The sequence below is a fragment of the Bacillus haynesii genome (genome assembly GCF_001969855.1).
Taxonomy (GTDB): domain Bacteria; phylum Bacillota; class Bacilli; order Bacillales; family Bacillaceae; genus Bacillus; species Bacillus haynesii.
Genome location: NZ_MRBL01000005.1, coordinates 176616 through 198397, shown reverse-complemented (window position 1 = coordinate 198397; position 21782 = coordinate 176616). Strand labels below are relative to the sequence as shown.

Below are 21782 nucleotides of genomic sequence, written 5' to 3'. Positions count from 1 at the left end.
GAGGTGGGCAGCATGCCTTTGACGCCAAATGACATTCATAATAAAACATTTACGAAAGCGTTCCGCGGCTATGATGAAGATGAAGTGAACGAGTTCCTGGCCCAGGTGAGAAAGGATTATGAGATCATTCTGCGCAAAAAAAATGAACTTGAAACAAAGGTGAACGAGCTTGACGAGCGTCTCGGCCATTTTTCGACGATCGAAGAGACGTTGAATAAATCGATCCTTGTCGCACAGGAAGCAGCAGAAGACGTAAAGCGCAATTCCGAGAAAGAAGCGAAGCTCATCGTCCGTGAAGCTGAGAAAAACGCTGACCGGATCATTAATGAGTCCCTTTCAAAATCGAGAAAGATCGCGATGGAAATTGAAGAGCTGAAAAAGCAGTCAAAAGTGTTCAGAACCCGTTTCCAAATGCTGATCGAAGCGCAGCTTGACCTGTTGAAAAACGATGACTGGGATCATTTGCTTGAATATGAAGTAGACGCAGTCATGGATGAAAAGGAATAGAATTTCGTTTGCGATCTTGACATATCATCATCCGTTCGCATATAATACGTTCATAAATTGAGTGAAAAACGTTTGAGAGGGACAGACATTGATTCCTGAAAACAATGAAAGCGACCCGGGGGCGGTGTAAGCCCGGGATTGTTGGAATCGTTGTGTATCAGCCCTCAAGTTTCCTTTCTGAACCGTCCAGTAGGAAAGGACGTCCCATCACGTTACGATGTTTGAGCGGATAAGCCGAATCGGCTTGTCTAAAAGGGTGGTACCGCGAGATCAAAGCCTTCTCGTCCCTTATGGGATGAAAAGGCTTTTTTTGTTTTAGAAAAGATGTTTTGGAGGAATGGTAATGGATTATAAAGACACGCTCTTAATGCCGAAAACAGATTTTCCGATGAGAGGAAACCTGCCGAACCGTGAACCTGAAATCCAGGGGAAATGGGAAGATATGGACATTTACAGCCTCGTTCAGAAACGAACCGAAGGCCGGCCGATGTTCGTGCTTCATGACGGACCTCCGTATGCGAATGGCGATATTCATATGGGCCATGCGCTTAACAAAGTACTGAAGGACTTCATCGTCCGTTCGAGATCGATGAGCGGCTATCATGCACCGTACGTTCCGGGCTGGGACACACACGGCCTGCCGATTGAAACGGCGCTTACAAAAAACAAAAAAGTGAAGCGCAAAGAGATGACGGTAGCCGAATTCCGCAAGCTTTGCGAAGAATATGCATGGCAGCAAATCGAAGGCCAAAAGACGCAATTTAAGCGTCTAGGTGTCAGAGGAGATTGGGAAAATCCATACGTGACGCTTAAGCCTGAGTTTGAAGCGCAGCAAATTAAAGTATTTGGCGAGATGGCAAAAAAAGGCTATATCTATAAAGGGAAGAAGCCGGTTTACTGGTCCCCTTCAAGTGAGTCTGCTCTGGCTGAAGCGGAAATCGAGTACCATGATAAACGCTCGCCGTCTATCTATGTTGCGTTTGATGTGAAAGATGGAAAAGGTGTATTGACAAACGGCGAAAAAATCGTCATCTGGACGACAACGCCATGGACGATTCCGGCCAACCTCGGTATCGCCGTACACCCTGAATTGGAGTACAGCGTCATTGCTGCCGGAGGCGCGCGCTACGTGATGGCAAGCGCATTGATTGAAAGCGTGGCAAAAGCAATCGGCTTTGAAGATCATGAAGTCGTTCAGACTGTTAAAGGAAAAGACCTGGAACATATCGTCGCGGTTCATCCTTTATACGGCAGAGATTCGCTTGTCATGCTCGGTGAACACGTCACAACAGATGCCGGTACAGGCTGCGTTCATACCGCTCCGGGACACGGGGAAGACGACTTTATCATCGGTCAGAAATACGGACTTGACGTGCTTTGCCCAGTTGATGAAAAAGGACATATGACGAGCGAAGCCCCTGGTTTTGAAGGACTGTTTTACGATCAGGCCAACAAGCCGATTACAGAACAGCTCGAAGAAAAAGGCGCTTTGCTGAAGCTCGATTTCATGACCCACTCCTATCCGCATGACTGGAGAACGAAAAAACCGACCATTTTCCGTGCGACATCCCAATGGTTCGCTTCCATCAAAGACTTTAGAGACGAGCTTCTTGACGCAGTTAAAGAAACAAAATGGGTGCCTGAATGGGGCGAAACACGCCTCTACAATATGATCCGCGACCGCGGCGACTGGTGTATCTCAAGACAGCGCGCATGGGGTGTGCCGATTCCGGTATTTTATGCCGAAAACGGGGAGCCGATCATCACGGATGAAACGATCGACCACGTTTCTGAACTATTCAGGGAGCACGGTTCGAACATTTGGTTTGAAAAAGAAGCGAATGAACTGCTTCCGGAAGGCTTTACACATCCGGGAAGTCCGAACGGCAAGTTCACAAAAGAACAGGATATCATGGATGTCTGGTTTGATTCAGGTTCGTCACATCAGGCCGTACTGGAAGAGCGCGATGATCTTGTAAGACCTGCGGACTTGTATCTGGAAGGATCTGACCAATACCGCGGCTGGTTTAACTCATCGATTTCGACAGCTGTTGCCGTAACGGGTAAAGCACCTTATAAAGGTGTGCTGTCACACGGTTTTGCCCTTGACGGAGAAGGCCGCAAAATGAGTAAATCGCTCGGCAATGTCGTTGTTCCGGCAAAAATCATGAACCAGTTTGGGGCCGATATTTTAAGGCTGTGGGTTGCGTCTGTCGACTATCAAGCAGATGTCCGCGTGTCTGACGCAATCTTAAAACAAGTCGCAGAAGTGTACCGGAAGATCCGCAACACGTTCCGTTTCCTTCACGGAAACATCGCCGATTTTGATCCGGCGAAAGATGCAATCGCTGTGGACGATCTTCGCGAAGTCGATCAGTACATTCTGATCAAGCTGAACAGCCTTATTGAAAAAGTCAAGAAAGCGTATGAAGAATACGATTTTGCGGTCATTTACCATGCTGTCCACAATTTCTGTGCGATCGAGCTCAGCTCATTCTATATGGATTTTGCTAAAGACGTCGTTTATATTGAACACGCCGATCATAAAGACCGCCGCAGTATGCAGACCGTTTTTTACGAAACGCTGCTTGCGCTTGTCAAGCTGATTGCGCCGATCCTGCCGCATACTGCGGACGAAATGTGGAGCCACTTCACATTCGTATCGGAAAAAAGCGTGCAGCTTACAGATATGCCGGAAACAAGAGACATTCCGAATGCAAAAGAGACGGAAGCGAAGTTCGACAGCTTCATGAAGCTTCGCGACGATGTTCTTAAAGCGCTTGAAACTGCACGGAATGAAAAGATCATCGGAAAATCTTCGGTTGCCAACTTGACGCTGTATCCGAATGAAGAAGCAAAAGCGCTGCTTTCTTCAATCAAGGAAGACGTCAAACAGCTGTTCATCGTATCAGAGCTTGCCATCGGCGGAACGGAAGCCGAAGCGCCTGAAGATGTGCAGACGTTTGAAACAGGAAAAATCGTCGTTGCTCAGGCAGAAGGCGAGACTTGCGAGCGGTGCCGCATGGTTTCCAAAGAAATCGGCCAGGATGCCGATCATCCGGAACTTTGCCCTCGCTGTGCTGGAATTGTGAAGACGTATTATCAAAATTAACCACGAAGCGGTTCGGAGTTTTTCCGAACCGCTTTTTGCATGCCGCCAAACCCTATCATTCGTCGTCAGGCTTGCCCAGGCGTCTTGCCTGAACGCCGCCGCCATCACATCCTGTGAAAGTCCTCAGAAAGGATACCATTGCTGACATCGTTTTGTACGTCAGGAAAAATCTTTTGGGCTTGGATACCGGCATTGTCGGTAACACTAAGGTCACAAACGATAAGAGCAGGAGTTGATGTAGGCGTGAACGATCAGCTGGCGGCAATTCATACCGAACTTCTTCAAATGAAAGAAGAACTGGAAGCAAGGCTTTTTGAATACTCCTTTTTTCAGCAGGATTCTCAAGGCATCAATTCGTATCAGCAGGCAACACTTATGTATCATGTCAAAGAAGAGCTTCAGGACGTGCTTTTGGCCCTTTCAAAAATCGAAAACGGAACATACGGCATTTGCGAAGAAACGAATCAGGCCATTCCGCTGGCAAAAATGGCTATTCTGCCGACGGCGCGAACTGCGAACGATTTTTTATATCATGCCCAGTATGAAAAAAAGACGCTTCCTATTTGGGCTGAGACGGATGAGACGTTCAACCGGGCGCTCTACTCATAACATTCTGCAAGAGGGGAGGGCTTTTGCCCTCTTGCAGGATGTCAACGAATATTCCTTTACTCCTTTTCTTTTTCTTGTTAAAATGCTTAAATGAAGAGAAACAGAAACTGGAGGAACGGTTTGTGCCTTATTACATAATTGCACTGCTCATTATCGGTATCGATCAATTTACAAAATGGCTGGTCGTCAGCAAAATGGAGTATGGTGAAAGCATCTCCGTCATCGACGGTTTCTTTCAAATTACGTCGCACAGGAATACGGGTGCGGCATGGGGGATTTTGGCCGGGCAGATGTGGTTTTTTTACATCATTACGACAGCGGTTGTCATCGGCATTGTTTACTACATTCAAAAACATGCAAAAGGGCAAATCCTGCTCGGAACCGCTCTCGGCTTGATGCTTGGCGGTGCAGTCGGCAATTTCATCGACCGCGTCTTCAGACAAGAAGTTGTCGATTTTATCCACGTGACGATCGTCAATTATCATTATCCGATTTTCAACATTGCCGATTCATCTTTATGCGTCGGTGTCCTGCTCTTATTTATACAAATGCTGTTAGACGGAAAGAAGAAGAAGGAGCTGTAACATGGAGCATTATGATATGACCGTTCATGAAGAACATAAAGGTGAACGGATTGACAAGTACTTGACCGCAGTAGAAGCGGATTGGTCGCGGACTCAAGTCCAGCAATGGATTAAAGAAGACCGCGTGCTAGTGAACGGAAATGCGGTTAAAGCCAACTATAAAGTTCAGGAAGGGGATGCGGTGTCAGTCCATGTTCCCGAACCGGAACCGCTAGATGTCACGGCTGAACCGATGGATCTTGATATTTATTACGAGGACCAGGACGTCCTGGTCGTCAACAAGCCGCGCGGAATGGTCGTTCATCCGGCTCCCGGCCATTTGACAGGGACGCTTGTCAACGGTTTGATGGCGCATTGTGACGATCTGTCAGGCATTAACGGCGTGATGAGACCGGGTATCGTCCACCGGATTGACAAGGACACTTCAGGCCTGTTGATGGTCGCCAAAAACGACATGGCGCATGAGTCGCTCGTGAACCAGCTTGTCAACAAAACGGTGACGAGAAAATACACCGCGCTTGTCCACGGCGTCATCCCGCATGACCACGGGACGATCGACGCGCCGATCGGCAGGGATAAAAAAGACAGGCAGAGTATGACGGTCACAAGGGAAAACGGAAAGCACGCCGTCACTCATTTTGAAGTAATCGAACGGTTCGATGATTTCACTGTCGTTGAATGCCAGCTTGAAACGGGGCGAACCCATCAAATTCGCGTGCATATGAAATATATCGGCTTTCCTCTCGCGGGAGATCCGAAATACGGCCCGAAAAAGACGGTCGATTTCAACGGCCAGGTGCTGCATGCGGGCGTATTGGGGTTTGACCATCCGCGTACGGGAGAATATGTTGAATTTGAGGCGCCTCTGCCTGACGACATGAAAAATCTCCTCGACAAAATTCGAAATAAACGTTGACAGACGTTTTCTTTTTTGAAATAATAAATGCAGTTAAATCAGATTCTTTAACACAGTCCAGAGAGGCTGAGAAGGATACCGGACAAGCGAATCAATGAATTCGTTTAAAGACCCCTCTCTGCCTTTAAGCAGAAGGGGTTTTTGTTTTATCCTTTAAAAGATGCGAGGTGTTTGGCCATGCAAGAACAGGAAAAGGCTGTTGTGCTTGACGAACAGGCGATCAGGAGGGCGCTGACAAGAATCGCCCACGAAATGATTGAACGAAACAAAGGAATGAACAACTGTATCCTTGTCGGAATCAAAACGAGAGGCATCTATCTGGCCAAACGGCTTGCCGAACGGATTGAGCAAATCGAAGGAAACAAAGTCACCGTAGGAGAGCTTGACATCACCCTTTACAGGGATGATCTCTCCAAAAAAACGTCCAATGAAGAGCCGCTTGTCAAAGGAGCGGATATTCCGGCGGACATCACCGATCAAAAGGTGATCGTCGTCGATGACGTGCTTTACACGGGCCGGACGGTCAGAGCGGCCATGGATGCGCTCGTCGATGTCGGGCGGCCTTCATCCATCCAGCTCGCGGTGCTTGTCGACCGCGGCCACAGAGAGCTGCCGATCAGAGCCGACTATATCGGGAAAAACATCCCGACATCGAAAGCCGAGAAGGTCATGGTTCAATTAGAGGAAGTTGACGGACGCGACCTTGCGGCGATTTATAAAAAGTGAATGATCATCCTTTTTTAAATGCATTCCAGTGAGTTTGCAAAGAGGGATAGAACAAAAGAAAACCGCCTTACCGTGCGGCGGTCTTTGTCTGCCTCTTTGCGCAATTTAAGCAAAGAGGCTTTTTTAATGGGCATCAATCATTTCAGGATATGAAGACATCATAGACAGTGAGTCGATCATCAGGAGGAAAAAATATGAGTCAGAAAAAAGTGAACCTTGGTGTCAGAGAAGTACCAAAACCTTTGAATTGGATATCTTTCAGCCTGCAGCATCTGTTTGCCATGTTCGGAGCGACGATCCTTGTGCCGAAGCTTGTAGGCTTGAGCCCGGGCGTGGCCCTCATTACGAGCGGACTTGGAACGCTTGCCTATCTCTTGATTACAAAAGGACAGATCCCGGCTTACTTAGGTTCATCCTTTGCATTTATTGCCCCGATTATCGCGGCAAAAGCCGCCGGAGGCCCTGGGGCGGCCATGATCGGCGCATTTATGGCAGGCATCGCCTACGGGCTGATCGCCCTTCTTATCCAGCAGCTGGGAACGGACTGGCTGATGAGGCTCCTGCCGCCTGTTGTCGTCGGTCCGGTCATTATCGTCATCGGACTCGGGCTGGCAAGCACGGCTGTCAATATGGCCATGTATGAAGATTCGGGAGCAAAAGTGCTCGTCTACAGCGCCAAACATCTTGGCGTCGCAGGATTCACACTCGCGCTCACCATCATCTGCGCGATTTTCTTAAGAGGATTTTTCAGCCTGATTCCTGTCTTGATCGGAATTATCGGCGGATACTTGTTCGCCCTGACTCAAGGAATCGTCGACTTCCAGATGGTTCTTGACGCCAAATGGTTTGCTGTTCCGGATTTCGTGTTTCCGTTTGTCGACTATACGCCGAGCGCGGCGGCTGTCGGAATCGGAATCGCCATGGTGCCCGTTGCTTTCGTGACAATGTCAGAACATATCGGACATCAAATGGTGTTAAGCAAGGTCGTCGGCCAGGATTTCATTAAGAAGCCCGGGCTTCACCGCTCGATTTTCGGCGACAGCGTCGCAACGATGCTGGCTTCATGCATCGGCGGACCGCCGACAACGACTTACGGAGAAAACATTGGCGTACTGGCCATCACAAGAGTATTCAGCGTATTTGTCATCGGCGGAGCGGCTGTCATTGCACTGTGCTTCGGGTTTATCGGTAAAATTTCGGCCCTGATCAGCTCTGTCCCTTCCGCAGTCATGGGAGGCGTTTCCTTCCTGCTGTTTGGTATCATCGCATCAAGCGGACTGCGCATGCTGATCGATAACAAAATTGACTTGGAAAACAAGCGAAACCTGATCATTTCATCCGTCATTCTCGTCATCGGAGTGGGCGGCGCATTTATCAAAATCTCAGGGTTTGAGCTGTCAAGCATGGCGCTTGCGGCGATCGTCGGAGTGGTTTTAAACCTTGTCCTGCCTGAATCAAAGGGAGATCAGGACGGGATTGAAATAGAAGAGCATATTTAAAAACCTTTTAAATGAAGTCCAGAGAGGCTTGAAAGGGTTGCGGAGAGAGAAGTGCAAAGAAGCGCATTCTCTGATTCACTGTACCCCAAGCCGTTATAGCTTGGGGTTTTTTTACGGGAAATTAAAGCCTGAGGGGGAGAAAAAATGAAACACTTGACCGCAATGAATGAGCTTAGTCTTGAGGATATCCACGAGCTGATTGAAGAGGCGAGAGAGCTGAAAAAAGGCAAGTCCGATTCCGTCCTCTCCGGAAAGTTTGCTGCCAATCTGTTTTTTGAACCGAGCACAAGAACGCGCTTCAGCTTCGAAGTGGCTGAAAAGAAACTCGGCATGAATGTGTTGAACCTGGACGGTGTTTCAACAAGTGTACAAAAAGGAGAATCGTTGTACGATACCGTCAAGACCCTCGAATCCATCGGCGCTGATGTATGTGTGATCAGACACTCTCAGGATCATTATTATGATGAACTCATCGGACACGCCGGCATTCCAGTGATCAATGCCGGTGACGGCTGCGGTCAGCATCCCACTCAATCTTTGCTCGATTTGATGACGATTCACGAGGAATGGGGCAGATTTGCCGGACTCACGGTATCCATACACGGAGATATCAAACACAGCAGAGTGGCAAGGTCGAATGCCGAAGTGCTGACAAGACTCGGAGCAAAGGTTCTTTTTTCAGGTCCAGACGAATGGCGGGATGAAGACAATCCATATGGGACATATGTGTCGCCTGACGAAGCGGTTGCACATTCGGATGTCGTGATGCTTCTCCGGATTCAGCACGAACGTCATGAGAAAAAAGCGACAGAACGCGATTATCTTGAAACTTTCGGATTGTCGCTGAAGCGGGCGGAGCTCCTGAAAAAAGACGCGGTCATCATGCACCCTGCGCCTGTCAACCGAGGCGTCGAGATTGACAGTGCGCTGGTCGAATCTGCTCAGTCGCGAATTTTCAAACAAATGGAAAACGGTGTATATATCAGAATGGCGGTTTTGAAAAGAGCGCTTCTAAACGGCGAAAACAAAAAAAGGGGAGATCAGGCTTATGTCTTATTTAATTAAAAACGGCTTCATACTCGACGAAAAAGGTGAAAAAGTACAGCGCGATATCAGGGTTGAAGGCGATGCAATCAGCGAAATCGGAAGCCTTGAGGCCGCCTTTGGGGAAACGGTCATCGATGCCGATGGACTTTTCGTCTCGCCAGGGCTTGTTGACCTTCACGTTCACTTCAGAGAGCCGGGCGGCGAGAAGAAAGAAACGATCGAAACAGGTGCAAAAGCCGCAGCGAGAGGCGGATTTACAACTGTCGCCGCAATGCCGAATACGCGGCCTGTCCCCGATACGAAAGAGCAGATGGAGTGGCTCGTCAACCGCATTGACGAAACGGCATCTGTCAGAGTGCTCCCGTATGCTTCCATTACCATCAGACAAACAGGCCAGGAAATGACCGACTTCGAAGGGCTGAAAGATGCAGGTGCGTTCGCATTTACCGATGACGGCGTCGGCATTCAAACGGCTGGGATGATGTATGAAGCGATGAAAAAAGCGGCTTCGATCGATAAAGCCATCGTCGCTCACTGTGAAGACAATTCACTGATCTACGGCGGCAGTGTACACGATGGGGAATTTGCCAAAGCCAACGGTTTAAACGGGATTCCGTCGGTGTGCGAAGCGGTTCACATCGCAAGGGACGTTCTTCTGGCCGAGGCGGCAGGCTGCCATTACCACGTCTGTCATATCAGCACGAAGGAATCGGTCAGAGTCGTCCGCGATGCCAAAAAAGCGGGAATCCGCGTGACGGCGGAAGTGACGCCGCACCATCTGCTCCTTTCAGACAGCGACATTCCCGGTCTTGATACAAATTATAAAATGAATCCGCCGCTCAGAAGTCCGGAAGACAGAGAAGCGCTCCTTGAGGGGCTTAGAGACGGAACAATCGATTTTATCGCAACGGATCATGCCCCTCATACAGAAGAAGAAAAACAACAGACCATGAGCCTGGCGCCATTTGGAATTGTCGGCTTGGAGACGGCTTTTCCGCTCCTTTACACGCACTTTGTCAAAACGGGCAAATGGACGCTGAAACAGCTGCACGATTATATGACGGTCAAACCTTGCGAGGCGTTCGGACTTCCTTACGGGAAGCTTGAAGCCGGACGGTCCGCAGATATTACACTCATTGATCTTGAACGCGAAGAAAAAATTGACAAAAGCACCTTTCTTTCTAAAGGGAAAAACACGCCGTTTGACGGCATCAGCTGCTTCGGCTGGCCGGTTATGACAATGGCAAAGGGAAAACTCGTTTACCAAGAGGGGAGACTTGTAAAATGAAAAGACGTCTTGTACTAGAAAACGGAACGATTTTTGAAGGGGAAGCATTCGGCAGCCTGGAAAACACCATGGGAGAAGTCGTCTTCAATACAGGGATGACAGGCTATCAAGAAATCCTCTCAGATCCTTCATACTGCGGACAAATTGTCACACTGACATACCCGCTGATCGGAAACTACGGGATCAACAGAGACGACTTTGAATCCATCACCCCTTATGTGAAAGGGTTTATCGTAAAAGAGTTATGTCAACTTCCGTCAAACTGGCGCTCTGCTTATACACTTGATGAATATTTAAAAATGAAGAACATCCCGGGACTCTCAGGGATTGACACGAGAAAGCTGACAAGAATGATCAGAACAGCAGGTACGCTGAAAGGAGTATTTGCCGGCCCGGAAGAAAATGCTGAGGCTTTGGTTCAAAAGCTGAAAGAAACGAACCTTCCGACCGATCAGGTCAGCCAAGTTTCAACAAAAACGGCATATCCGAGCCCTGGGAGAGGGAAGCGAATCGTGCTCGTCGATTTCGGAATGAAGCACGGCATCTTAAGGGAGCTGAACAAGCGCAAATGCGATGTGATCGTCGTTCCTCACAATGTAACGGCAGAAGAAGTGATGCAGCTGAAGCCTGACGGCGTGATGCTGTCAAACGGACCCGGAGATCCAACGGACGTACCGGAAGCGATCGCCATGATTCAAAACATTCTCGGCAAGGTTCCATTGTTCGGCATCTGTCTCGGCCATCAGCTGTTTGCCCTCGCCTGCGGAGCAAAGACGGCGAAAATGAAATTCGGACACCGCGGTTCCAACCATCCGGTTAAAGAGCTTGCAACTGGGAGAGTATCGATTACGGCTCAAAATCACGGCTATACTGTATCGTCCGTTGAAAACACGCCGCTTGAAGTGACCCATGTGGCGATTAATGATGACACAATCGAAGGGCTTAAACATAAACACGAACCGGCTTTCACGGTTCAATACCATCCGGAAGCTTCACCGGGGCCGGAAGACGCAAACCATTTATTTGATCAATTTTTAGACATGATTGAAACCACAGAGAAAGAAGGGGAAGCGGTATGCCTAAACGCGTAGATATCAAAAAGATCTTGGTGATCGGATCAGGGCCGATTATTATCGGGCAGGCGGCGGAATTTGATTATGCGGGCACACAGGCCTGCCTCGCTTTAAAAGAAGAAGGCTATGAAGTCATTCTTGTCAACTCAAATCCGGCGACGATCATGACAGATACGGAAATGGCCGACCGCGTATATATCGAACCGCTGACGCTTGAATTCTTAACACGGATCATCCGCAAAGAGCGGCCGGACGCGATTTTGCCGACATTGGGCGGGCAGACGGGCCTTAACTTGGCGGTCGAACTGTCCGAGCACGGCATCTTGGCTGAGTGCGGCGTTGAAGTGCTCGGCACGAAATTGTCGGCGATCCAAAAAGCGGAGGACCGCGACTTGTTCAGAAGCTTGATGAATGAGTTGAATGAGCCGGTTCCGGAAAGCGAGATCATCCACTCGCTCGGCGAAGCGCGCGAGTTTGTCGAGCGCATCGGCTTTCCTGTCATCGTCAGGCCGGCATACACGCTTGGCGGAACAGGCGGAGGCATCTGCTCAAACGAAGACGAGCTGAAGGAAATCGTTGAAAACGGCTTAAAAATGAGCCCGGTTCATCAATGTCTGCTTGAAAAGAGCATCGCCGGCTACAAAGAAATCGAGTATGAAGTCATGAGAGACTCGAGCGATCATGCGATCGTCGTCTGCAATATGGAAAACATCGATCCGGTCGGGATTCATACCGGGGACAGCATCGTTGTAGCGCCGAGCCAGACGCTGAGCGACCGCGAATACCAAATGCTTCGCAATGTATCGCTGAAAATCATCCGCGCGCTTGAAATCGAAGGCGGCTGTAACGTTCAGCTGGCGCTTGACCCGGACAGCTTTCAGTACTACATCATCGAGGTAAACCCGCGGGTCAGCCGTTCATCAGCACTTGCCTCAAAAGCGACGGGCTATCCGATCGCAAAGCTTGCCGCCAAAATCGCCGTCGGTTTGTCTCTTGACGAAATGATGAATCCTGTTACAGGAAAAACGTACGCATCTTTCGAACCTGCACTCGACTATGTCGTTTCAAAAATACCGCGCTGGCCGTTTGATAAATTCGAATCGGCAAACCGCAGGCTCGGCACGCAGATGAAAGCGACGGGCGAAGTGATGGCGATCGGAAGAACATGGGAGGAATCTCTCCTAAAAGCGGTCCGCTCTCTTGAAGCGGATGTCTACCACCTGGAACTGAAAGATGCCGGTGAGATCTCAAATGAAGTGCTTGAAAAACGGATTAAAAAAGCGGGAGACGAACGGCTCTTTTACTTGGCCGAAGCGTTCAGAAGAGGATACACAGTCAGCGATCTCCACGAATTTTCGGCAATTGACCTGTTCTTCCTGCACAAGCTTGAGGGAATCATTCGCTTTGAAGAGAAGCTGAAAGCCGGGCGCGGCGAACTCGGCCTTTTAAAAGAAGCGAAAGAGCTCGGTTTTTCAGACCGCTTCATCAGCCTTCTCTGGGAGATGTCTGAAAGAAAGCTTTATGATCTTAGAACAGAAGCAGGCATTACGCCTGTTTATAAAATGGTTGATACATGCGCGGCTGAATTTGAATCGGAGACACCGTATTTCTACAGCACGTATGAAGAAGAAAACGAATCGGTCAGAACGGACAAAAACAGCGTCATCGTTCTTGGCTCGGGTCCGATCCGGATCGGCCAGGGGGTTGAATTCGATTATGCGACTGTGCATTCGGTCTGGGCGATTAAAGAAGCCGGCTATGAAGCAATCATTATCAACAACAATCCTGAGACGGTTTCAACGGACTTCAGCATTTCCGACAAGCTCTACTTTGAGCCGCTTACTGTTGAAGATGTCATGCATATCATCGATTTGGAGCAGCCGAAAGGCGTCGTCGTTCAGTTTGGCGGACAGACAGCGATCAACCTTGCCGAAGAGCTCGCGGAGCGGGGCGTCGCCATTCTTGGAACATCCCTTGAAGATTTGGACCGCGCCGAGGACCGTGACAAGTTCGAACAGACGCTTGAAACGCTGCATGTACCTCAGCCGCTTGGAAAAACGGCGACATCTGTGGAAGGTGCCGTTGAAATCGCAGCCAACATCGGCTATCCGGTGCTTGTCCGCCCATCGTATGTACTCGGGGGACGTGCGATGGAGATCGTCTACCATGAAGCAGAGCTTCTCCATTATATGGAGAATGCAGTAAAAATCAATCCGCAGCACCCTGTCCTGATCGATAAATATTTAACCGGAAAAGAAATTGAAGTGGATGCGATTTCTGACGGTGAAACGGTCGTCATTCCGGGGATTATGGAGCACATCGAACGGGCGGGCGTCCACTCGGGGGATTCGATTGCCGTTTACCCGCCGCAATCCCTTTCAGAGGACATTAAGAAAAAGATTGAAGCATACACGATTAAGCTTGCAAAAGGCTTAAACATCGTCGGCCTGCTCAACATTCAGTTTGTCCTTTCAAAAGATGAGGTTTATGTCCTTGAAGTCAACCCGAGATCGAGCCGCACGGTGCCGTTTCTCAGCAAAATCACCGGCATTCCGATGGCCAATCTCGCAACAAAAGTGATTCTCGGCGGGAAGCTTGCCGATATGGGCTATACAGAAGGCCTCCAAAAAGAGCAGGAAGGCGTATATGTGAAAGTGCCGGTCTTTTCGTTTGCAAAGCTGAGAAGAGTGGATATCACGCTCGGACCGGAAATGAAATCAACCGGGGAAGTCATGGGCAAAGACAGCACATTGGAAAAAGCGCTATACAAAGGACTGATCGCTTCAGGCATCCAAATTCCGAACTACGGCTCTGTTCTCCTGACAGTTGCTGATAAAGATAAAGAGGAAGGACTATCGATCGCCAAGCGGTTCCATGCGATCGGCTATAAAATATTGGCTACGGAAGGAACGGCCGGCTATTTAAGAGCCGCATCCGTACCTGTTAAAACCGTCGGGAAAATCGGCGAAGAAGGCACAAATCTCCTTGATGTCATTCGAAACGGGGAAGCGCAGTTCGTCGTCAATACGCTGACAAAAGGGAAGCAACCGGCAAGGGACGGCTTCAGAATCAGACGCGAATCCGTTGAAAACGGCGTTGCCTGCCTGACATCCCTTGATACGGCGGAAGCGATTTTACGGGTGCTTGAAAGCATGAGCTTCCGCGCCGATCATATGCCGGCGGTTAAAATCGAGCAAAAGGCGGCTGTCAGATGAGAAAAGGGTACATGACAGTCCGTTCAAACAAGTGTATCGCGGATCAAATTTATCAAATGGTGCTGGAAGGGGAGATTGCCGAAGTTTGCGGCGCTCCCGGCCAGTTCCTTCACATCAAGGTCTCAGACTCCCTCACGCCGCTTTTGAGGCGGCCGATCAGCATCGCCGATATCAACAGAGCCGCCCGGCAGGTGACCATCATCTTTCGCCAAGATGGGGAAGGCACGAGCCTCCTTTCTTTAAAACAGGAAGGAGATCAGATCGATGTCCTCGGTCCGCTCGGCAACGGCTTTCCGGCTGAATCGCTTGAACCGGGGAAAACGGCTCTTCTCGTCGGAGGGGGGATCGGTGTTCCACCGCTTTACGAGCTGAGCAAACAGCTGACAAACAGAGGGGTGCACACGATCCATATGTTAGGATTTGCTTCTGCAAAAGATGTCTTTTACGAACAGGAATTCAGCCGTTTCGGCCGGGTGTATGTGGCAACCGCAGACGGCACCCGCGGTTCAAAGGGATTTGTTACAGATGTCATTGAAAACGAGGGGCTTCAGTTTGACTGCATGATGGCTTGCGGACCGACGCCGATGCTGAAAGCTTTAAAACAGCGCTATCCGGATAAAGAGGTTTATCTGTCGATGGAAGAGCGCATGGGATGCGGGATCGGCGCTTGCTTTGCCTGTGTCTGCCATACGGAAGAAAGCGAAACGTCTTATGTGAAGGTATGCCTTGACGGCCCTGTTTTCAAAGCTCAGGAGGTGCTGTTATGATGCTTGAAGTCAATTTGCCGGGCCTTCAATTAAAAAATCCGATCATGCCGGCCTCAGGCTGCTTTGGATTCGGGAGAGAATTTGCGAACTTTTATGATCTTTCACGTCTCGGTGCAATTATGATTAAAGCGACGACGAGCGAGCCGCGCTTCGGGAATCCGACACCGCGCGTCGCCGAGACACAAGCCGGCATGCTTAATGCCATCGGTCTGCAAAATCCGGGTTTAGAGGCTGTCATGGAACGCGAATTGCCGTGGCTCGAACAGTTCGATACACCGATTATCGCCAATGTCGCCGGCTCGCAGATCGACGATTATGTTGAAGTGGCTGAAGAAATCAGCAAAGCGCCGAACGTTCATGCGCTCGAGCTGAACATTTCCTGTCCAAACGTGAAAACGGGAGGCATCGCCTTCGGTACGCAGCCGGAAATGGCCGGCGAGCTGACGAAAGCGGTCAAAGAGGTTGCAAGCGTCCCTGTCTATGTGAAGCTGTCACCGAATGTCGCGAACATTACCGACATCGCTCTTGCCATAGAAGAAGCGGGAGCGGACGGTCTGACGATGATCAACACGCTGATCGGGATGCGGCTCGACTTAAAAACGGGAAAGCCGATCTTGGCGAATCAAACCGGTGGATTATCAGGCCCTGCCGTTAAACCGGTGGCCATCAGAATGGTACATGAAGTCAGCCAAAAGGTCAGCATTCCGATCATCGGCATGGGCGGCGTCCAGTCAGCGGAAGATGTGCTTGAGTTTTTGCTGGCGGGTGCGAGCGCAGTCGCCGTCGGCACGGCAAACTTCGTTAATCCGTTTGCTTGTCCCGAAATCATCGCCGATTTGCCGCGTGTTTTAGAAAAATACGGATACCGTTCGTTGAACGAGTGTGTCGGAAGGAGCTGGAAGGATGAAACATACGCCGCCCATCATCGCGCTTGATTTTGCATCAGCACAGGAAACATATGCGTTTTTGGACCGGTTTCAAGAGGAAGAGCTTTTCGTTAAGGTGGGCATGGAACTTTTTTATCAGGAAGGACCTGCCATCCTTGAAAAGTTACAGGAGCGCGGCTGCCGCATTTTCCTCGATCTAAAGTGCCACGACATTCCAACGACCGTATACAAGGCGATGAAAAGGCTGGCGGGATTTGGCGTCAGTCTTGTCAATGTGCACGCAGCAGGCGGAAAGCAAATGATGGAGTCGGCGCTTGAAGGCCTTGAAGCGGGGACACCGGCAGGCCAAAAACGCCCTTCATTAATTGCTGTGACCCAGCTGACAAGCACGTCTTCAGAAATGCTTCAGCATGAGCTGCTGATTGAAAGGCCGCTTCTCGATACAGTTGTTCACTACAGCCGGCTGGCTGAAGAAAGCGGACTTGACGGCGTCGTCTGCTCCGTTCATGAAGCCGAACACATTTACCGTGCTGTGTCTTTAGATTTTCTGACCGTGACACCCGGAATTCGCATGGCAGATGACAAAAATAACGACCAGGTCCGGGTGGCGACGCCATCATACGCACGGGAAAAAGGCGTGTCGGCGATCGTTGTCGGCCGTTCGATTACACAGGCGGAAGATCCTGTGTCAGCCTACAGAAGAATAGGACATGAGTGGGAGGGAACCAAGGCATGAAAACAGACATTGCAAACCATTTATTAAAAATCAAAGCGGTTTTCCTGCGCCCGAACGAGCCGTTCACATGGGCGAGCGGCATCCTGTCGCCCATCTACTGCGACAACCGTTTGACGCTTTCATATCCGGAAGTAAGGCATGATATAGCTTCAGGGCTTGCCGGACTGATTCAAGACAAATTTCCCGGAGCCGAAATGATCGCCGGTACGGCAACCGCGGGAATCCCTCATGCCGCGCTTGCCGCTGACAGGCTGAGCCTGCCGATGTGCTACGTCAGAAGCAAACCGAAGGCGCACGGCAAAGGAAACCAAATTGAAGGCGCCGTTGTAAAAGGACAGAAAGTCGTTGTGATCGAAGATTTAATTTCAACGGGCGGAAGCGTCCTTGAAGCAGCAGCCGCCCTTACAGAGGCGGGATGTGAAGTGCTCGGCGTCGCCGCCATTTTCACTTACGGGCTTCCAAAAGCCGCCGCCGCTTTCAGCGAAGCGGGCGTTGAATACCACACGCTGACTGATTACGATACGTTGACAGAGGCTGCGCTTGCCGGTGGATATATCAGTGAACAGGATGCCGCCAAACTGAAAGAATGGAAGGCGAATCCTGAAAGCAAGTCTTGGATGGACTGATGATCAAAGCCGTATTCTCCAAATGGGAGAACGGCTTTTTTTGCGCCTTTTTGCAGATTTTAAAATAGTAAAATCGGATTATTTTTATTTTTTATTAATCCTATAAAAAAAGTCGGGTTGACTTTTATTCGAATTGTGCTAAAATTTTAAAATAACAAAAGCAAACTTATCAAGAGCGGTGGAGGGACTGGTCCGATGAAACCCGGCAACCTGCGTGTGAAGCGTAAGGTGCTACTTCCAGCAAAATGCCCTCATTTTGAGAGATAAGGAATAGCGGAGTTCCTCGTCTTTCTTTCAAAATTGGAAGAAAGATTTTAATTTTTAAGGGGCAGAGGAGGAGCTAGAAGTGAAGACAGATGAACAGCTTGAAAAGGTGATCATCAAAATGAAAGACATGCTGAAAGACATGAATTACGGATCGATCACATTCGTTGTTCAAGACGGCAAAGTCATTCAAATCGAAAAAAATGAAAAAATAAGATTGAAATAGCTGACTAGACAAACTAGAGGCGGTTTTCACAGTTTTTTTCTGCTGGAAGCCGTTTTTTTGTTGGCGAAAAAAGGGGGAACCGAAAATTTTTACTTACAGCACATGGGAGGAACCAAACATCTCTTTTCAGGAAGATGACTCTTATAAAGGAGCGCTGTCCGTCCTGAAGTGGGCGTACGGACATTACGGGGATCAGCTCGTATATGCGTGCAGCTTCGGAATTGAGGGGATCGTCCTGATCGATTTGATTTATAAGGTGAAAAAAGATGCAGTCATCGTTTTCCTTGATACAGGGCTTCATTTTAAAGAAACGTATGAAACGATCGACGCTGTCAAAGAACGATATCCAGGCCTTCAGATTATCATGAAAAAACCGGAGCTTACCGTCGAAGAGCAGGCGAAAGAATATGGGGACGAACTATGGAAGACCGCTCCGAACTCCTGCTGTGAAATGAGGAAGGTCATTCCTCTCCGCGAGACGCTATCAGGCTACCCGGCGTGGCTGTCGGGCCTGCGCCGCGAGCAATCGCCCGGGCGGAGCAAAACGAACTTTTTGAACAAAGATGAAAAATTCAAGTCCATCAAAGTTTGTCCGCTCATTCATTGGACGTGGAAGGATATTTGGAGATATGTGACAAAGCACGATCTCCCATACAATCCGCTTCATGATCAAGGCTATCCAAGCATCGGCTGCGCTCCGTGCACCTCTCCGGCCTTTACGATGGAGGATCTTCGATCAGGCCGCTGGAACGGATCGGCTAAAACAGAATGCGGATTACACGAGTAAGGAGATGAGTCATGGAACTTGCCGCCATTTTATTTAGCATGTTTTTTGCGATGAATATCGGAGCGAGCGGTGCAGCTGCTTCAATGGGAATCGCCTATGGATCTGAAGCCGTCAAAAAGAAGTTTCACGCCCTCCTGATCTGTGCAGCCGGCGTTCTCTCGGGCGCCGTCATCGGCGGAGGAAACGTCGTGAAAACGATCAGCTCAGGCATCATTCCCGAACGGGTGATTTCGCTCGAAATCGTCTGCATTATTATCGGATCGGCGGCGCTGTCGCTCTTTATCGCAAATGTACTCGGCATTCCGCTTTCGACAAGTGAAGTGACAGTCGGATCTGTTGTCGGAGTAGGTGTCGCTTATCAGGTTTTGTATGTGAAATCTTTGCTTGTCATCGTCTCATTTTGGGTCATTGTACCAATCGTCGCTTTCACGTTTACATTTGCGATGGCAAAAATCATGAAAAAAACGATCAAACGTCCTGCCGCGGGAAAAAAAGCAAAGGTTTTGGCGGTCATTCTGTTGATCACCGGGTTTTTTGAAGCCTTCTCAGCAGGCATGAACAATGTCGCAAACGCTGTCGGACCTCTGGTGGCGGCGCATGTTTTGACAGTCGGGGAAGGAACGCTCTACGGCGGACTGTTTGTCGCGCTGGGCGCTCTTTTACTGGGCAGGCGCGTTCTTGAAACAAACGGCAAAAAGATTACGAGATTTTCAAAAGGAGAGGGGATTCTCCTTTCCGGAACGGGGGCCGGGCTTGTCATCATCAGTTCAATTTTCGGTTTGCCGGTTCCGCTTGCGCAAGTCACATCATCTTCTATTATAGGGATGGGAATGGCAAAAAACGGCGGCAATGTCTTTCATAAACAAGTGGTCAAAACGATGCTGAAAGTATGGGTCGTCTCGCCGTTCCTTTCATTAAGCCTATCCTATATGCTGGTCAGCCTTTTATTAAAAGGAGACTATTATGCTCTCATCGTCGTCACAAGCGTCCTTCTGGCATCTGTCGGAACGCTCAGCCTGATGAGAGCGGTCAAAAAAGAACACAGCTCCGTCCATGAGCAAGGCGGAGGAATTTAAACACAAAGTAGGGGGAAACAAGTTTATGAGTTTAGCACCACACGGCGGTGTCTTGGTTAACCGCGTCAATGAAGCATACGATTTTCAACATATCGCACAGGAAATTGAGCTTGATTTAATGGCTTTTTCAGATTTGGAGCTGATCGGAATCGGTGCGTACAGCCCGATCCAAGGCTTTATGACAGAGAAAGACTATCTGTCCGTTGTCGAAAATATGAGACTATCAAGCGGAGAAATATGGACGCTTCCGATCACTCTGCCTGTTGACGGGCAAAAAGCTTCAAGCTTAAAAGCGGGTGACACCGTCCGCCTCACCTATAATGGGGATACCTACGGCGTCATTGAGATCGAAGACATCTATACGCCGGACAAGAAAACGGAAGCCGTCAATATCTATAAAACCGACGAACTCGAACATCCGGGCGTCAAAAAATTGTTTGACCGCGGCAGCGTTTATGTGGGCGGGCCGATCACGCTCATTAAACGAAGCGTCAAGCAATTTCCGGCGCACACATTCGAACCTCTGGAAACAAGAAAAAAATTCGCTGAACTCGGCTGGAAAACGATCGTCGGATTCCAGACGAGAAATCCGGTTCACAGAGCGCACGAATACATTCAAAAAACGGCGCTGGAGACGGTAGACGGCCTTTTCCTCAATCCGCTCGTCGGGGAAACAAAATCAGACGATATTCCGGCTGATGTCCGCATGGAAAGCTATCAAGTGCTGCTTGACGGCTACTACCCGAAAGACCGCGTCTTCCTCGGCGTTTTTCCGGCGGCGATGCGCTATGCGGGGCCGAAGGAAGCGATCTTCCATGCGCTTGTCAGAAAGAACTACGGATGCACGCATTTTATCGTCGGAAGAGACCATGCCGGAGTCGGCGATTACTACGGCACATATGAAGCGCAGGAGCTGTTCGATCAGTTCGCGCCGGAAGAGATCGGCATTACGCCGCTGAAATTCGAACACAGCTTCTACTGCAATGTCTGCGGGTCAATGGCGACGGCGAAAACGTGCCCTCACGGCAAAGAACATCATGTCATTTTGTCCGGCACAAAGGTGAGGGCCATGCTGAGAAACGGCGAGTTCCCGCCGAGCACATTCAGCCGTCCTGAAGTCATTCAAACATTAATCAAAGGCTTAACGGCCGGGGTTTCTTAAGGGGGAGCATCTCTTGGTAAATAAAGATATTGTCTGGCATGAAGCGTCCATTACAAAACGGGAATATCATGAGAAAAATCAACATAAAAGCTCAATCATTTGGCTGACGGGCTTGAGCGGTTCGGGAAAATCAACGATTGCCAACGCTGCTGCGCGTGAGTTGTTTGAACAAGGCTACCAGGTCACGGTGCTTGACGGCGACAACGTCAGGCACGGGCTGAACAAGGACCTCGGGTTTTCTGATGAAGACCGGAAGGAAAACATCCGTCGGATCGGCGAGGTTGCGAAGCTCTTTGTCGAACAGGGGACGATCGTCATTACGGCGTTCATTTCTCCTTTTAAAGAAGACCGCGGGCTTGTCAGACAGCTCGTCGAGGAAGATGAGTTTCACGAAGTCTATGTGAAATGCGATTTGGCGACGTGTGAAGAGCGCGACCCGAAAGGCTTGTACAGAAAAGCGAGAAACGGAGAAATTCCATTTTTCACGGGGATCGATTCGCCTTATGAAGAGCCTGATACGCCTGAGCTTGTTCTTGATACAGGCGCACATAACCGGGAGGAGTGCAAAAACCAGCTCGTCCAATACGTGAAAGATCAAACGAAATAAAATGCGGGTGAATAGGAAAGTGCGGCACATGCACTTTCCTATTTCATAAAGAAAACGTTTGGTTTTTG

General features: G+C 49.5%; 20 protein-coding genes, 1 riboswitch and 1 other annotated feature. All 20 genes read left to right on the top strand.

Annotation, left to right across the window (positions count from 1 at the left end; translation table 11 throughout):
• The first annotated feature begins 12 nt into the window (after positions 1-12).
• The 20 genes from BTA31_RS05610 (at position 13) to cysC (ending at position 21714) form a co-directional block, all read left to right on the top strand.
• Positions 13-507, top strand: coding sequence for a DivIVA domain-containing protein (locus tag BTA31_RS05610; RefSeq protein WP_043928148.1), 495 nt, complete (start codon positions 13-15; stop codon positions 505-507).
• 62 nt (positions 508-569) lie between these two features.
• Positions 570-799, top strand: a binding site (T-box leader).
• Positions 800-850: 51 nt separating this feature from the next.
• Positions 851-3619 carry an isoleucine--tRNA ligase gene (gene ileS, locus BTA31_RS05605; RefSeq protein ID WP_076789632.1) on the top strand — a complete coding sequence of 923 codons (2769 nt, stop codon included), beginning with the start codon at positions 851-853 and terminating at the stop codon, positions 3617-3619.
• Between the two features lie 243 nt (positions 3620-3862).
• Positions 3863-4228, top strand: coding sequence for a TraR/DksA family transcriptional regulator (locus BTA31_RS05600; protein WP_043928146.1), 366 nt, complete (start codon positions 3863-3865; stop codon positions 4226-4228).
• A 38-nt stretch (positions 4229-4266) separates the two neighbouring features.
• Positions 4267-4812 carry a signal peptidase II gene (gene lspA / locus BTA31_RS05595; protein WP_268301958.1) on the top strand — a complete coding sequence of 182 codons (546 nt, stop codon included), beginning with the start codon at positions 4267-4269 and terminating at the stop codon, positions 4810-4812.
• A gap of 1 nt (position 4813) precedes the next feature.
• On the top strand, positions 4814-5728 hold the full coding sequence (locus tag BTA31_RS05590) for an RluA family pseudouridine synthase (protein ID WP_076789629.1): 915 nt from the start codon (positions 4814-4816) through the stop codon (positions 5726-5728).
• Positions 5729-5905: 177 nt separating this feature from the next.
• Entirely contained in the window at positions 5906-6454 is a 549-nt protein-coding gene (pyrR, locus tag BTA31_RS05585; RefSeq protein ID WP_043928159.1) for a bifunctional pyr operon transcriptional regulator/uracil phosphoribosyltransferase PyrR, read from the top strand.
• Positions 6455-6648: 194 nt separating this feature from the next.
• Positions 6649-7953: a uracil permease PyrP gene (gene pyrP, locus BTA31_RS05580; RefSeq protein ID WP_076789626.1), complete on the top strand. Its 1305-nt coding sequence runs from the start codon at positions 6649-6651 to the stop codon at positions 7951-7953.
• Between the two features lie 144 nt (positions 7954-8097).
• The gene (locus BTA31_RS05575) at positions 8098-9018 is read left to right on the top strand and encodes an aspartate carbamoyltransferase catalytic subunit (RefSeq protein WP_076789623.1); all 921 of its coding nucleotides are present in this window, start codon (positions 8098-8100) and stop codon (positions 9016-9018) included.
• The gene (locus BTA31_RS05570; RefSeq protein WP_076789620.1) at positions 9002-10288 is read left to right on the top strand and encodes a dihydroorotase; all 1287 of its coding nucleotides are present in this window, start codon (positions 9002-9004) and stop codon (positions 10286-10288) included. The genes BTA31_RS05575 and BTA31_RS05570 overlap by 17 nt, the downstream gene beginning before the upstream one ends.
• Complete coding sequence (locus BTA31_RS05565) at positions 10285-11379, top strand: carbamoyl phosphate synthase small subunit (protein ID WP_076789617.1); 1095 nt, start codon at positions 10285-10287, stop codon at positions 11377-11379. Before BTA31_RS05570 ends, BTA31_RS05565 begins: the two co-directional genes overlap by 4 nt.
• Entirely contained in the window at positions 11364-14576 is a 3213-nt protein-coding gene (gene carB, locus BTA31_RS05560) for a carbamoyl-phosphate synthase large subunit (protein WP_076789614.1), read from the top strand. Before BTA31_RS05565 ends, carB begins: the two co-directional genes overlap by 16 nt.
• Positions 14573-15343, top strand: a complete 771-nt coding sequence (locus BTA31_RS05555) for a dihydroorotate dehydrogenase electron transfer subunit (RefSeq protein ID WP_076789609.1) — start codon at positions 14573-14575, stop codon at positions 15341-15343. Before carB ends, BTA31_RS05555 begins: the two co-directional genes overlap by 4 nt.
• Entirely contained in the window at positions 15343-16278 is a 936-nt protein-coding gene (locus tag BTA31_RS05550; protein WP_043929297.1) for a dihydroorotate dehydrogenase, read from the top strand. Before BTA31_RS05555 ends, BTA31_RS05550 begins: the two co-directional genes overlap by 1 nt.
• Positions 16247-16966: an orotidine-5'-phosphate decarboxylase gene (gene pyrF, locus BTA31_RS05545; RefSeq protein WP_076789606.1), complete on the top strand. Its 720-nt coding sequence runs from the start codon at positions 16247-16249 to the stop codon at positions 16964-16966. The genes BTA31_RS05550 and pyrF overlap by 32 nt, the downstream gene beginning before the upstream one ends.
• Positions 16963-17592: an orotate phosphoribosyltransferase gene (gene pyrE, locus BTA31_RS05540; RefSeq protein ID WP_043929296.1), complete on the top strand. Its 630-nt coding sequence runs from the start codon at positions 16963-16965 to the stop codon at positions 17590-17592. Before pyrF ends, pyrE begins: the two co-directional genes overlap by 4 nt.
• A 163-nt stretch (positions 17593-17755) precedes the next feature.
• A riboswitch (SAM riboswitch) is annotated at positions 17756-17862 on the top strand.
• Positions 17863-17965: 103 nt separating this feature from the next.
• Positions 17966-18082, top strand: a complete 117-nt coding sequence (locus tag BTA31_RS05535; protein ID WP_369878884.1) for a YezD family protein — start codon at positions 17966-17968, stop codon at positions 18080-18082.
• 85 nt (positions 18083-18167) lie between these two features.
• Entirely contained in the window at positions 18168-18869 is a 702-nt protein-coding gene (locus BTA31_RS05530) for a phosphoadenylyl-sulfate reductase (RefSeq protein ID WP_043925963.1), read from the top strand.
• 11 nt (positions 18870-18880) lie between these two features.
• On the top strand, positions 18881-19945 hold the full coding sequence (locus BTA31_RS05525) for an inorganic phosphate transporter (RefSeq protein ID WP_043925962.1): 1065 nt from the start codon (positions 18881-18883) through the stop codon (positions 19943-19945).
• A gap of 25 nt (positions 19946-19970) precedes the next feature.
• The gene (gene sat / locus BTA31_RS05520; RefSeq protein WP_043925961.1) at positions 19971-21107 is read left to right on the top strand and encodes a sulfate adenylyltransferase; all 1137 of its coding nucleotides are present in this window, start codon (positions 19971-19973) and stop codon (positions 21105-21107) included.
• A 13-nt stretch (positions 21108-21120) separates the two neighbouring features.
• Positions 21121-21714, top strand: a complete 594-nt coding sequence (cysC, locus tag BTA31_RS05515) for an adenylyl-sulfate kinase (protein WP_076789602.1) — start codon at positions 21121-21123, stop codon at positions 21712-21714.
• The last annotated feature ends 68 nt before the right edge of the window (positions 21715-21782 follow it).

Bases quoted from the DNA above. Each gene is read 5' to 3' on its own strand.
- BTA31_RS05610 (WP_043928148.1), top strand. From the start codon at position 13: ATGCCTTTGACGCCAAATGACATTCATAATAAAACATTTACGAAAGCG.
- ileS (WP_076789632.1), top strand. From the start codon at position 851: ATGGATTATAAAGACACGCTCTTAATGCCGAAAACAGATTTTCCGATG.
- lspA (WP_268301958.1), top strand. From the start codon at position 4,267: ATGTCAACGAATATTCCTTTACTCCTTTTCTTTTTCTTGTTAAAATGC.
- BTA31_RS05590 (WP_076789629.1), top strand. From the start codon at position 4,814: ATGGAGCATTATGATATGACCGTTCATGAAGAACATAAAGGTGAACGG.
- pyrR (WP_043928159.1), top strand. From the start codon at position 5,906: ATGCAAGAACAGGAAAAGGCTGTTGTGCTTGACGAACAGGCGATCAGG.
- pyrP (WP_076789626.1), top strand. From the start codon at position 6,649: ATGAGTCAGAAAAAAGTGAACCTTGGTGTCAGAGAAGTACCAAAACCT.
- BTA31_RS05575 (WP_076789623.1), top strand. From the start codon at position 8,098: ATGAAACACTTGACCGCAATGAATGAGCTTAGTCTTGAGGATATCCAC.
- BTA31_RS05570 (WP_076789620.1), top strand. From the start codon at position 9,002: ATGTCTTATTTAATTAAAAACGGCTTCATACTCGACGAAAAAGGTGAA.
- BTA31_RS05565 (WP_076789617.1), top strand. From the start codon at position 10,285: ATGAAAAGACGTCTTGTACTAGAAAACGGAACGATTTTTGAAGGGGAA.
- carB (WP_076789614.1), top strand. From the start codon at position 11,364: ATGCCTAAACGCGTAGATATCAAAAAGATCTTGGTGATCGGATCAGGG.
- BTA31_RS05555 (WP_076789609.1), top strand. From the start codon at position 14,573: ATGAGAAAAGGGTACATGACAGTCCGTTCAAACAAGTGTATCGCGGAT.
- BTA31_RS05550 (WP_043929297.1), top strand. From the start codon at position 15,343: ATGCTTGAAGTCAATTTGCCGGGCCTTCAATTAAAAAATCCGATCATG.
- pyrF (WP_076789606.1), top strand. From the start codon at position 16,247: ATGAAACATACGCCGCCCATCATCGCGCTTGATTTTGCATCAGCACAG.
- pyrE (WP_043929296.1), top strand. From the start codon at position 16,963: ATGAAAACAGACATTGCAAACCATTTATTAAAAATCAAAGCGGTTTTC.
- BTA31_RS05525 (WP_043925962.1), top strand. From the start codon at position 18,881: ATGGAACTTGCCGCCATTTTATTTAGCATGTTTTTTGCGATGAATATC.
- sat (WP_043925961.1), top strand. From the start codon at position 19,971: ATGAGTTTAGCACCACACGGCGGTGTCTTGGTTAACCGCGTCAATGAA.